Genomic DNA, 12,419 nt, shown 5'->3' on the forward strand with positions numbered 1-12,419 from the left:
GGGACGAAAACGCATGTTTACACTGCTCGTCGATTTTGCGGACAAGGTCTCGGTCTTCAATGTCTTCCGCTACATCACCTTCCGCACCGGCGGGGCGCTGATCACGTCGGCGCTGATCGTCTTCATCTTCGGACCGACCATCATCAATTCGCTGCGGCTGCGGCAAGGCAAGGGTCAGCCGATCCGCGCCGATGGGCCGCAGACACATTTCAAGAAGGCCGGCACGCCGACCATGGGCGGCCTGATGATCCTGTCGGGCATCATCGGCTCGTCGCTTTTGTGGGCGAACCTGTCGAGCATCTATGTCTGGGTGCTGCTGCTGGTGACGCTGGGCTTCGGGTCGATCGGCTTCTACGACGACTATCTCAAGGTAACCAAGCAGTCGCATCTCGGCTTTTCCGGCAAGGCACGCCTTGCGCTTGAATTTGTCATTGCCGGCATCGCCGCCTGGGTGATCATGCACAATGGCCAGGCGCCGTTCTCTTCGTCGCTGACATTTCCCTTCGCCAAGGAATTCATCGTCAATCTCGGCTGGTTCTTCATTCCGTTCTCCTGCTTCGTCATCGTCGGCGCCGGCAATGCTGTGAACCTCACCGACGGTCTGGACGGACTGGCGATCGTGCCGATCATGATCGCGGCGGCTTCCTTCGGTGTCATCGCCTATCTCTCCGGCAACGCCGTGTTCGCCGAATATCTGCAGATCCATTTCGTGCCCGGCACCGGTGAACTGGCGGTCGTGCTCGGCGCGGTCATCGGCGCTGGTCTGGGCTTCCTCTGGTTCAATGCGCCGCCTGCGGCGATCTTCATGGGCGACACCGGCTCGCTGGCCATGGGCGGCCTGATCGGCACCGTTGCGGTCGCCACCAAGCACGAGATCGTTCTGGTCATCGTCGGCGGATTGTTCGTCGTGGAAATCCTGTCGGTCATCATCCAGGTCGGCTACTTCAAGATGACCGGCAAGCGGGTGTTCCTGATGGCGCCGATCCACCATCATTTCGAAAAGCTCGGCTGGACCGAAAGCCAGGTGGTGATCCGCTTCTGGATCATCGCCGTCATCCTGGCGCTGGTCGGCCTGTCGACCCTCAAGCTGAGATAGGAAGCCCCTTGATCCCCGCCGCATCCTTTTCAGGCAAGCGCGTTTCGCTCTTCGGGCTCGGTGGCTCGGGGATCGCGACGGCGCGCGCACTGATCGAGGGCGGCGCGGACGTGCTGGCTTGGGACGACAATCCCGAAAGCGTGGCCAAGGCAACGGCTGCCGGCATCGCAACCGCCGATCTCCGCGGCGCCGACTGGGCGAAATTCTCGGCCTTCGTGCTGTCGCCAGGTGTGCCGCTGACGCATCCCAAGCCGCATTGGACGGTGGAGCTGGCGCGCGGTTCGGGCGTCGAGATCATCGGCGACATCGAGCTTTTCTGCCGCGAGCGGATGCTGAGCGCGCCAAATTCGCCTTTCATCGCCATCACCGGCACCAACGGCAAGTCGACGACGACCGCGCTGACCGCGCATATCCTGAAAGCCGCGGGACGCGACACCCAGATGGGCGGCAATATCGGCCGCGCGGTAATGACGCTCGATCCACCCGAGCCCGATCGGCACTATGTGGTCGAATGCTCGTCCTACCAGATCGACCTCGCGCCCTCGATCAATCCGACGGCAGGCATCCTGCTCAACCTGACGCCCGATCATCTCGACCGCCACGGCACCATGCAGCACTACGCCGCGATCAAGGAGCGGCTGGTGGCCGGCAGCGAGACGGCGATCGTCGGCATCGACGATTCCTGGTGCGCGCAGATCGCCGAGCGGTTGGAGCGGGCGGGCCGGCCTGTCATCCGCATTTCCAAGCGCCTGCCGCTGACCGATGGCTATTTCGCCGATGGCAGCAATCTGATGGAAGCCGTGCACGGCCGTTACAGCCGTGTCGCCTTCCTCGAAGGCATCGGCTCGCTGCGTGGCCAGCACAATGCCCAGAACGCTCTGGCGGCGGTCGCCGCTTGCCTCAAGGTCGGGCTGGAGCTTGGCGAGATCCAGTCGGGGCTGGAAAGCTTTCCCGGCCTCGCGCACCGCATGGAGCAGGTCGGCCGCAAGGACCATGTGCTGTTCATCAACGATTCCAAGGCGACCAATGCCGATGCGGCGGCGCCGGCGCTGTCCAGCTTCGCGCGCATCTACTGGATCGCCGGCGGCCTGCCCAAGGAAGGCGGCATCGAACCCTTGCGCGGCTTCTTCCCGCGCATCGCCAAGGCCTATCTTATCGGCGAGGCGGCGCCGGCTTTTTCGGCGACGCTGGGCGAGGCAGTTCCCTACGAGATTTCAGGCACGCTGGCCGCGGCGGTCGAGCACGCCGCGCATGATGCGGCCAAGGACGACAGCGGTGAGGCGGTGGTGCTGCTGTCGCCGGCCTGCGCCAGCTTCGACCAGTTCAAGAATTTCGAAGTCCGCGGCGAAGCCTTCAGGCAAGCTGCGAATGCTATCGAGGGTGTGAAACCCATCGGAGGGGCACGATAATGCAGAGCCGTCTCGACAAAAGTCCGGTTGCGACCTGGTGGTGGACGATCGATCGCTGGTTCCTGGCGGCGTTCCTGTCGCTGATGGGGCTTGGCATCGTCTTGTCCTTCGCTGCCAGCCCGGCGGTGGCCGAACGCATCGGCCTCGACAGTTTCCACTTTGCCACCAGGCAGATCATCTTCACCGTGCCGGCGCTCGGCGTGATGCTGGCCGTTTCCTTCCTCGATTCCAGGCAGATCCGGCGCATGGCGCTGGTCATCCTGTGCCTGATGCTGGTGCTGATGGTGGCGGTGCTCTACATCGGCGTCGAGGTGAAGGGTGCGCGCCGCTGGGTGTCGCTTGCAGGCCTGTCGATCCAGCCGTCGGAATTCCTGAAGCCGGCCTTCGTCATCATGTGCGCCTGGCTGTTCGCCGAGCACAAGCGCCAGCCTGACATTCCGGGCAATCTGTTTGCCATGCTGCTGCTGGTGCTGGTCGTATCGCTGCTGGTGGCGCAACCGGACCTCGGCCAGACCATGCTGACGACCGGCACCTGGGGCATCATGTTCTTCATGGCCGGGCTGCCCTGGCTGTGGATCGTCGCGCTCGGCGCGGCCGGCGTCGGTGGCGTCTTTGCCGCCTATACGGTGTTCCCGCACGTTGCCTTGCGCATCGACAAGTTCCTCACCGGCGAGGGCGACACGTTCCAGGTCGACATGGGGCGCGAAGCGCTGATCAATGGCGGCTGGTTCGGTGTCGGGCCGGGCGAGGGCACAGTCAAGCGCGTCATTCCCGATAGCCATGCCGACTTCGTCTTCTCGGTCGCGGGCGAAGAGTTCGGGCTGATCATGTGCTTCTTCATCATGTCGATCTTCGCCTTCATCGTGCTGCGCGGCCTCAACACGGCGCTGAAGGAGCATGACGATTTCACCCGCTATGCGGTCGGCGGCCTCGTCACCGTGTTTGGCCTGCAAGCGGTCATCAACATGTGCGTCAATCTCCAGCTTGTGCCGGCCAAAGGTATGACGCTGCCGTTCATCTCCTATGGCGGCTCCTCGCAGATCGCCATCGCCATCTCGATGGGCATGGTGCTGGCGCTGACACGCAAGCGGCCGGAAAAGCGCAAGCAGATGGGCTTTGGCCTGTCGCAACGCGCCCTGCCGGCGGAGTGATATGGCCAGAGGCGTCATCCTTCTCGCGGCAGGCGGCACCGGTGGGCATCTTTTCCCGGCCGAAGCGCTGGCGCATGAGCTGAACGAGCGCGGCTGGTCAGTGCATCTGGCGACCGACGACCGTGCAGAGCGTTTCGCCGGCCATTTCCCGGCCGCAGCCGTCCATCCGATCCAGTCGGCGACGATGGGCTCGAAAAACCCCTTTGCCCTGCTTGGTGCCTTCTGGAAAATCTGGCGCGGCGTGCGCCAGGCTTCCGCCGTCATCGCCAGGATCAAGCCGGATGCGGTCGTCGGCTTTGGCGGCTATCCGACCTTGCCGCCGCTCTACGCGGCGACACGGCGCAAGGTGCCGACCCTGATCCATGAGCAGAACGCGGTGATGGGGCGCGCCAACCGGGCGCTGGCCGGCCGTGTCGATGCCATCGCCGGCGGCTTCCTGCCGCAGGACACCAGTGCTGCCGGGGTCAAGACGGTGACGACAGGCAATCCGGTCAGGCCGGCCGTGCTGGAAGCTGCCAGGACGAATTATGCGGCATCGACCGGGGAACAGCCGTTCCGCCTGCTGGTGTTCGGCGGCAGCCAGGGCGCTCAGTTCTTTTCCGATGCCGTGCCGGGGGCGATCGCGCTGCTTTCCGATGCTCAGCGCAAGCGGCTGGTCATTACCCAACAAGCTCGCGCCGATGATGTGGCGCGGGTCAAGGCGGCCTATGCGGCACTGGGCGTTGCTGCCGAGGTCTCACCCTTCTTCACCGACATGGCGCAGCGCATGGCGGCTGCGCACCTGGTGATCTCGCGCTCCGGCGCCTCGACCGTTTCGGAGATCGCCGTCATCGGCCGGCCGGCGCTGCTGGTGCCTTACCCCTACGCGCTCGACCACGACCAGGCGGCGAACGCGGCGGCCCTTGCCGCTGCCGGCGGCGGCGAAGTGCACCCGCAATCCTCGCTCTCGCCCGAACGCATCGCAGTGCTCCTCGGCGGGCTGATCGACCAGCCTGAGCGGCTTGTGGCGATGGCGGCGGGCGCGAAATCGGCCGGCCGGCCGAACGCGGCACGGTTGCTCGCTGATCTTACAGAGGCTATTGCGTCCAAAAAAACCATTTCGGATTTCAGGAAGGGGACGCAAGCATGAAGATGCCGCAGACCATCGGCCTTGTGCATTTCATCGGCATTGGCGGCATCGGCATGAGCGGCATTGCCGAAGTGCTGCACAATCTCGGCTACAAGGTGCAAGGGTCCGATCAGGCCGAAAGCGCCAATGTGCAGCGGCTGCGCGACAAGGGCATCGAATGCTTCGTCGGCCATAGGGCCGAGAATCTCGGCGATGCCGAGGTTGTCGTCGTCTCGACGGCGATCAAGAAATCCAACCCTGAGCTCAAGGCCGCGCGCGAAAAGCTGCTGCCGATCGTGCGCCGGGCCGAAATGCTGGCCGAGCTGATGCGCTTTCGCCAGGCGGTGGCGATCGGCGGCACGCATGGCAAGACGACCACGACCTCGATGGTGGCGACCTTGCTCGATGCCGGTGGGCTCGATCCGACCGTCATCAATGGCGGCATCATCAATGCCTACGGCACCAACGCGCGCATGGGCGACGGCGAATGGATGGTGGTCGAGGCCGACGAAAGCGACGGCACTTTCCTGAAACTGCCGGCCGAGATCGCGGTCGTCACCAACATCGATCCCGAGCATCTCGATCACTATGGCAGCTTCGACAAGGTGCGGGAGGCGTTCCGCCAGTTTGTCGAGAACGTGCCGTTCTACGGTTTTGGCGTGATGTGCACCGACCATCCCGAGGTGCAGGCGCTGGTCAGCCGCATCGAGGACCGCCGGGTCATCACCTATGGCGAGAATGCGCAGGCCGACGTGCGCTTTACCAATCACCGCATGGCAGGTGCCATTTCGGAATTCGACGTGGTGATCCGCGACCGCAAGACAGGCGGCCAGACTGTCATAGCAGGCCTGCGCCTGCCGATGCCCGGCCGCCACAACGTCTCCAACGCGACGGCAGCGATCGCGGTCGCGCATGAGCTCGGCCTGTCGGCCGAGGCGATCAAGAAGGGCCTGTCGTCCTTCGCCGGCGTCAAGCGCCGCTTCACCCATACCGGTTCGTGGGACGGCGTCGAAATATTCGACGATTACGGCCACCATCCGGTCGAGATCTCGGCGGTGCTGAAGGCGGCGCGCAGCGCCACCCAGGGTCGCGTCATCGCCATTGCCCAGCCGCATCGCTTCACCCGGCTGCATGATCTGTTCAACGAGTTTTCCACTTGCTTCAACGACGCCGACACAGTGATGGTGGCGCCGGTCTACGCGGCCGGCGAAGAGCCGATCGACGGCGTCAGCTCGGACGCGCTGGTGTCGCGCATCCGCGCCGGCGGCCATCGCGACGCGCGCTACATCGAGGGTCCGGCGGCGATCGCGCCCGTCATCCGTGATCTGGCCAAGCCGGGTGACTTCGTCGTCTTCCTGGGCGCCGGCAACATCACCCAATGGGCCTATGCGTTGCCCAAGGAGCTTGGCGGGACCGTCTCATGATGCACGGCCAGGCCCTGATCGACAGACTTGGCGACCGGCTTGCCGGCCTGCGCGGCCGCCTCACGCCGAACGCCGAGATGGACAAGATCACCTGGTTCCGTGCCGGGGGCCTGGCTGAAGCGTTGTTCCAGCCGGCTGATGAGGAGGATCTTGCGGTGTTCCTCAAAGCCGTTCCTGAAGAAATACCTCTTACCGTCGTTGGCGTCGGCTCGAACCTTTTGGTCCGCGACGGCGGCATCGAGGGCTTTGTCATCCGCCTTTCGGCCAAGGGCTTCGGCGAGGCCGAGGTGATTTCGCCGATCAGGATCAAGGCGGGAGCTGCGACCCCCGACAAGCGTGTCGCAGCGGTGGCGCTCGAGGCCGGCATTGGCGGCTTTCATTTCTACCACGGCATTCCGGGTGCAATCGGCGGTGCGCTGCGGATGAATGCCGGCGCCAATGGTGTCGAGACGCGCGAGCGCGTCGTCGAAGTGCGGGCGCTCGACCGCAAGGGCAATGTGCAGACGCTGAGCAATGCCGATATGGGATACGCCTATCGCCATTCAGCGGCGCCCTCCGGGCTGATCTTCACCTCGGCCGTGTTCGAAGGCTTTGCCGAGGAGAAAACGGCGATCAAGGCGGCGATGGAGGCCGTGCAGAACCATCGCGAGACCGTGCAGCCGATCCGCGAGAAGACCGGTGGCTCGACCTTCAAGAATCCGGAAGGCACGTCGGCCTGGAAGGAGATCGACAGAGCGGGCTGCCGCGGCCTGATGATCGGCGGGGCCCAGATGTCGCCGATGCATTGCAACTTCATGATCAACACGGGAACCGCGACCGGCTACGACCTTGAATATCTCGGCGAGACGGTGCGCACGCGGGTGCTGGAGAATTCCGGTATCCGGTTGCAATGGGAAATCAAGCGAATCGGCAATTTCCGGCCGGGGCATGCCGTGCAGGAGTTTCTCGGGCAGCTCCTTTAAGGTGCACTTTGGCGCGCGTTGAAGTTCATGTGATGCATGAACTTCAACGAGGCCGAAACGGTCCGCGACCGTTGCCGCAAAGACTCAACGACACGCTTTTCGCATCCATTTTCTCAGAAAGTGAATCTCTCGGAATCGTAAGCACTTGCCAGTGAATCAACTCTCTGATTCTCTGCTCGAAAGCGTTTCCTGATTTGAGTCGTTCGACGCGTTTTCAGCGTTTTCCGTCTGGGGGGGGCAACCTGCCGGGAGACTCTGACTCAATGTTGCGGAAAATCTGGTTTTGGTCCGCCGTGAGAGAGGGGATGCCGGGGAATGAAAAACAAGCATGTGGCCGTCCTGCTGGGTGGTTTTTCGTCCGAGCGGCCCGTGTCTCTTTCGTCGGGAAGGGCTTGTGCCGATGAGCTCGAGAAGGAAGGCTACCAGGTCACCCGTGTCGATGTCGGGCGCGATGTCGGCTCCGTGCTTGCCGAGCTCAAGCCGGATGTCGCCTTCAATGCGCTGCACGGCCCTTTTGGCGAGGACGGCACCATTCAGGGCATCCTTGAATATCTCGGCATTCCCTACACCCATTCTGGCGTGCTCGCCTCGGCTCTGGCCATGAACAAGGAGCAGGCCAAGCGGGTTGCCAAGTCGGTCGGCATCGTGGTCGCCGAATCGAAGGTCGCCAGCCGCTTTGCCATCCAGAACAAGCATCCGATGAAGCCGCCCTATGTGGTCAAGCCGGTCAATGAGGGTTCGAGCTTCGGTGTCGTCATCGTGCATGAGGGCCAGTCGCATCCGCCGCAGGTTCTTGGCTCGTCGGAGTGGAAATATGGCGATACCGTCATGGTCGAGCGCTACATCCACGGCAGGGAGCTGACCTGCGCGGTGATGGGCGATGTGGCGCTGGGGGTCTGCGAGATCATCCCGACCGGCCATTCCTTCTACGACTATGATTCAAAATATGTCGCCGGGGGATCAAAGCACGAATGCCCCGCAAAAGTTTCACCGAATATTTACCAAAAAATACAAACACTGGCGCTCAAGGCTCACCAAGCGATCGGCTGTCGAGGCGTTTCCCGTTCGGACTTCCGTTATGACGATCGTCATTCCGAAAACGGCGAGATTGTCTGGCTCGAGGTCAACACCCAGCCGGGTATGACGCCGACGTCTTTGGTGCCTGAAATCGCCGCCCAAGCCGGGCACTCGTTTGGCGATTTGTTGAGTTGGATGGTGGAGGACGCTTCGTGTCTGCGTTGAAATGGGGACAAGGTAGGGAGAGGGGCGCGGCCGGGCCGGCGCTGTTCGGCCTGTCATTGTCGTTGGACCATTTCGTACTGCCGCGCATGCTTCGCCGCCCGGTGCGCATTCTGGCGCGCCTGGGCGTTGGGGAATTCCAGGCGCCGCGCTTTTCCGCGGCCATGATGTCGGCCGTGCTGATTTTCTCGAGCAGTGCCTATGGTGCCTACCTTGGCGGTCACGTCGACGGTATCGTGCAGAGCATCACCGCCCGTACCGGCTTTGCCGTCGATCAGGTCAAGGTGGTCGGCAATCGCCAGACCTCGGAAATCGATATACTCGACAGGCTTGAACTTGATGGCTGGACGTCGCTGATCGGCTTTAATGCCGAGGCAGCGCGCGAACGGATCTCCGGCCTGCCGTGGATCGAGGTTGCGGCGGTGCGCAAGGTCTACCCGCATACGCTGGAAGTACGTGTCGAGGAGCGCGAGGCTTTCGCGCTCTGGCAGCAGGGCGACGAGCTTTCGGTCATCGAGAGGAATGGTGCCATGATCGCGCCGTTCTCGGGCGGCAAGCAGGTGCTTCTGCCGCTGCTGATCGGCGCCGGCGCGCCGGCGAGCGCGCCCGATTTCCTGGCCAAGGTCGAAAAATATCCCGAGCTCGCGAGCCGGATCAAAGGGTATATCCGCGTAGGCGAGCGGCGCTGGGACCTGAAGCTGGACAATGGCATCACCATCAAGCTTCCCGAGGATGACGAGGAACAGGCGCTCGCCGAACTCGTGAAGATGGATCATGACAGCGGCTTGCTGTCGCGCGACATCGCCGCCGTCGACATGCGCCTGACGGACCGGCTGGTCGTGCAGTTGACGGCGGAAGCGGCGACGCAGCGCGAAGCCGCCCTCAACGAGAAACCCAAGAGCCTGAAGCGCAAGCCGGAGACGAAGATATGAACTGGCTTGGCGGTCCTGGCGATGCCGCGTCGCGCCGGTCCGGCACCCTGACGGTGCTGGATGTCGGTTCGAGCAAGGTCTGCTGCATGGTGGCCAAGCTGAAGCCGTGCGATGACGGCAAGCTGCTGCGCGGCCGCTCGCACCGGATCCAGGTGATCGGCATCGGTCACCAGAAGTCGCAAGGCGTGAAGTCGGGTGTCATCGTCGATCTCGACCGCGCCGAGCACGCCATCCGCCTTTCCGTCGACGCGGCCGAGCGCATGGCCGGGCTGACGGTCGATTCTCTGATCGTCAACATGACGGCCGGCCGGCTCAAGAGCGAAGCCTTCTCCGCCACCATCAATCTTGGCGGCCATGAGGCCGACGAGGCCGACATCAAGCGCGTTCTCGGTGCTGGCGCCAAGCAGGCGCTGAAGGCCGAGCGCGAGGTGATCCATTCGCTTCCCGTCGGCTTCTCGCTGGATGCCGAACGCGGCGTGCGCGATCCGCGCGGCATGGTCGGTGACGCACTCGGCGTCGACATGCATGTGCTGACCGGCGACGCCGCGCCGATGCGCAATCTGGAGCTTTCCATCAACCGCTCGCATCTGTCGGTCGAGCGCATGGTGGCGACGCCCTATGCCAGCGGTTTGGCGGCCCTGGTCGACGACGAGCTGGAAATGGGTGCGGCCTGCATCGACATGGGCGGCGGCACGACAACGATTTCGGTGTTTTCGGAAGGCAAGTTCGTCCATGGCGACGCCATCGCCATCGGCGGCAACCACGTCACGCTGGACATGGCCAAGGGGCTGTCGACCTCGCTCGATGCCGCGGAACGGCTGAAGGTGATGCATGGCTCGGCGCTGCCGGGCAGCGCAGACGACCGCGACCTGGTCTCGGTCCAGCCGATCGGCGACGATGGCGACGTGCCCTTGCAGATCCCGCGCTCGGTGATGACGCGCATCGTGCGCGCCCGCATCGACGAGACGCTCGAACTGCTGCGCGACCGGCTCAACAGGTCCGGCTATGGCAATGCAGTGGGCAAGCGTGTGGTTCTCACCGGCGGTGCCAGCCAGCTTGCCGGCCTGCCGGAGGCGGCGCGCCGCATCCTGGGACGCAATGTGCGCATCGGCCGCCCGCTCGGCGTGGCCGGCCTGCCGGAAGCGGCGAAGGGGCCGGCCTTCTCGGCCGCGGTGGGGCTTCTGATCTATCCGCAGATGGCGAGCTTCGAGAGCCATCCTGCGAAAGGAATTTCCGGTCTCAAAATGACCGGAACGGGCGGAAAACTGCATCGCATGAGTCAGTGGTTGAGAGACAGTTTCTAAAATTGACGGGGACAGCCCCATAGGCGGCCGCGGCGGCGAAGCGGCGTGAAAGGCAAAGGACGGAGACAATGACCATCAATCTGCAGAAGCCGGACATCACCGAGCTTAAGCCGCGCATCACCGTGTTCGGTGTCGGCGGCGGCGGCGGCAATGCCGTCAACAACATGATCACCGCCGGTTTGCGCGGTGTCGAGTTCGTGGTGGCCAACACCGACGCGCAGGCGCTGACCATGTCGAAGGCGGGCCGCCTGATCCAGCTCGGCGCGCATGTCACCGAAGGCCTTGGCGCCGGCTCGCAGCCGGAAGTCGGCCGTGCGGCGGCGGAAGAGTGCATCGATGAAATCCTCGATCACCTGACCAACACCCATATGTGCTTCGTCACCGCCGGCATGGGCGGCGGCACCGGCACCGGTGCTGCTCCCGTCGTTGCCCGCGCGGCGCGCGAAAAGGGCATCCTCACCGTCGGCGTCGTCACCAAGCCGTTCCACTTCGAAGGCCAGCGCCGCATGAAGACCGCGGATTTCGGCATCGAGGAATTGCAGAAATGCGTCGATACGCTGATCGTCATCCCCAACCAGAACCTGTTCCGGCTGGCCAATGACAAGACCACCTTCGCCGACGCCTTCGCCATGGCCGACCAGGTGCTCTATTCCGGTGTCGCCTGCATCACCGACCTGATGGTCAAGGAAGGCCTGATCAATCTCGACTTCGCCGACGTCCGTTCCGTCATGCGCGAGATGGGCAAGGCGATGATGGGCACCGGCGAGGCTTCCGGAGAGGGCCGTGCGATGGCCGCCGCCGAAGCGGCGATCGCCAACCCGCTGCTCGACGAGACCTCGATGAAGGGCGCCAAGGGCCTGCTGATCTCGATCACCGGCGGCCGCGACCTGACGCTGTTCGAAGTCGACGAAGCCGCGACCCGTATCCGCGAGGAAGTCGACCAGGACGCCAACATCATCCTGGGCGCCACTTTCGACGAGGAACTCGAAGGCGTCATTCGCGTCTCGGTGGTTGCCACCGGCATCGACAAGTCGGCGGCTGAAATCGCCGCCGCGCCGATCTCGATCCGCACGGCGCCTCCGAAGCCGGCCAGCCGCCCGGCGGCTCAGATCGCGGAGGTTCGTCCGGCGCCTGTCCAGCAGGCGGCATACGAGCCACGCGCTGTCGACCCGGTCGCGGAAGCCATCCATCTGGCCGAAGCTAATGCCGCGGCCATGGCGCAGGCGCGCCCGGCCCCGGTCGCCCACGCTGAAGATTTCCGCCCGCAGAGCAAGATCTTCCAGGCACCGCCCGCCCAGCCGATGCCGCAGCCGGTGGTCCAGCAGATGCAGCCGGCCCCGCAGCCGCGCGAGATGCTGCGCGAAGCCCCGCAGCCGGTTGCGATGGCGCCGCAGCGTATGCCGCGCGTCGAGGACTTTCCGCCGGTCGTCAAGGCCGAGGTGGATGCCAAGAGCCGCCCGGTCGATCACGAGAACAACAGCGGACCGATGGGCCTGCTGAAGCGCCTGACCAATGGCCTGACCCGTCGCGAGGAGGAACCCGCACGACTGCAGCCGGCGCAGCCGCGCGAGCCCAAGCTGCGCCAGGCAGCGCCCGAAGTACGCCGTCTTGCCAGTCAGGATGCGCAGCTGTATGCGCCGCGCCGTGGCCAGCTCGATGATCAGGGCCGCCTGACGCCGCAGGTGAGGACGACTCAGGAAGACGATCAGCTGGAGATTCCGGCGTTCCTGCGCCGCCAGGCCAACTGATTGGTAAACGGACTGTAACATTTGTTAACAGGTAAGCGAGGAATCG

At 64.2% G+C, this 12,419-nt stretch carries 10 protein-coding genes; all 10 read left to right on the forward strand.

What is annotated here, in order from left to right; genetic code table 11:
* Nucleotides 1-13: 13 nt before the first annotated feature.
* A complete protein-coding gene (gene mraY / locus NKH95_RS19295; RefSeq protein WP_352892546.1) occupies nt 14-1,096 on the forward strand; it encodes a phospho-N-acetylmuramoyl-pentapeptide-transferase in 1,083 nt (360 codons plus the stop codon).
* 8 nt (nt 1,097-1,104) lie between these two features.
* Entirely contained in the window at nt 1,105-2,505 is a 1,401-nt protein-coding gene (murD, locus tag NKH95_RS19300; RefSeq protein ID WP_128303493.1) for a UDP-N-acetylmuramoyl-L-alanine--D-glutamate ligase, read from the forward strand.
* Nucleotides 2,505-3,656, forward strand: a complete 1,152-nt coding sequence (ftsW, locus tag NKH95_RS19305; protein WP_128303494.1) for a putative lipid II flippase FtsW — start codon at nt 2,505-2,507, stop codon at nt 3,654-3,656. The genes murD and ftsW overlap by 1 nt, the downstream gene beginning before the upstream one ends.
* 1 nt (nt 3,657) lies before the next feature.
* Nucleotides 3,658-4,785 (forward strand): undecaprenyldiphospho-muramoylpentapeptide beta-N-acetylglucosaminyltransferase, encoded by a 1,128-nt coding sequence (gene murG, locus NKH95_RS19310; RefSeq protein WP_128303495.1) that lies wholly within the window; start codon nt 3,658-3,660, stop codon nt 4,783-4,785.
* The gene (murC, locus tag NKH95_RS19315) at nt 4,782-6,188 is read left to right on the forward strand and encodes a UDP-N-acetylmuramate--L-alanine ligase (protein WP_023813140.1); all 1,407 of its coding nucleotides are present in this window, start codon (nt 4,782-4,784) and stop codon (nt 6,186-6,188) included. The genes murG and murC overlap by 4 nt, the downstream gene beginning before the upstream one ends.
* Complete coding sequence (gene murB, locus NKH95_RS19320) at nt 6,185-7,150, forward strand: UDP-N-acetylmuramate dehydrogenase (RefSeq protein WP_031213597.1); 966 nt, start codon at nt 6,185-6,187, stop codon at nt 7,148-7,150. The genes murC and murB overlap by 4 nt, the downstream gene beginning before the upstream one ends.
* Before the next feature lie 315 nt (nt 7,151-7,465).
* A complete protein-coding gene (locus tag NKH95_RS19325; RefSeq protein WP_352442238.1) occupies nt 7,466-8,392 on the forward strand; it encodes a D-alanine--D-alanine ligase in 927 nt (308 codons plus the stop codon).
* Complete coding sequence (locus NKH95_RS19330) at nt 8,380-9,321, forward strand: cell division protein FtsQ/DivIB (protein ID WP_352442239.1); 942 nt, start codon at nt 8,380-8,382, stop codon at nt 9,319-9,321. The genes NKH95_RS19325 and NKH95_RS19330 overlap by 13 nt, the downstream gene beginning before the upstream one ends.
* Nucleotides 9,318-10,625, forward strand: coding sequence for a cell division protein FtsA (gene ftsA, locus NKH95_RS19335; RefSeq protein WP_352442240.1), 1,308 nt, complete (start codon nt 9,318-9,320; stop codon nt 10,623-10,625). Before NKH95_RS19330 ends, ftsA begins: the two co-directional genes overlap by 4 nt.
* Nucleotides 10,626-10,693: 68 nt before the next feature.
* On the forward strand, nt 10,694-12,373 hold the full coding sequence (ftsZ, locus tag NKH95_RS19340; RefSeq protein WP_352442241.1) for a cell division protein FtsZ: 1,680 nt from the start codon (nt 10,694-10,696) through the stop codon (nt 12,371-12,373).
* Nucleotides 12,374-12,419 lie beyond the last annotated feature (46 nt).

It is taken from the genome of Mesorhizobium sp. M0848, assembly GCF_040319805.1.
GTDB lineage: Bacteria > Pseudomonadota > Alphaproteobacteria > Rhizobiales > Rhizobiaceae > Mesorhizobium.

Bases quoted from the DNA above. Each gene is read 5' to 3' on its own strand.
- ftsZ (WP_352442241.1), top strand. From the start codon at position 10,694: ATGACCATCAATCTGCAGAAGCCGGACATCACCGAGCTTAAGCCGCGC.
- murG (WP_128303495.1), top strand. From the start codon at position 3,658: ATGGCCAGAGGCGTCATCCTTCTCGCGGCAGGCGGCACCGGTGGGCAT.
- NKH95_RS19325 (WP_352442238.1), top strand. From the start codon at position 7,466: ATGAAAAACAAGCATGTGGCCGTCCTGCTGGGTGGTTTTTCGTCCGAG.
- ftsA (WP_352442240.1), top strand. From the start codon at position 9,318: ATGAACTGGCTTGGCGGTCCTGGCGATGCCGCGTCGCGCCGGTCCGGC.
- murC (WP_023813140.1), top strand. From the start codon at position 4,782: ATGAAGATGCCGCAGACCATCGGCCTTGTGCATTTCATCGGCATTGGC.
- murB (WP_031213597.1), top strand. From the start codon at position 6,185: ATGATGCACGGCCAGGCCCTGATCGACAGACTTGGCGACCGGCTTGCC.
- mraY (WP_352892546.1), top strand. From the start codon at position 14: ATGTTTACACTGCTCGTCGATTTTGCGGACAAGGTCTCGGTCTTCAAT.
- ftsW (WP_128303494.1), top strand. From the start codon at position 2,505: ATGCAGAGCCGTCTCGACAAAAGTCCGGTTGCGACCTGGTGGTGGACG.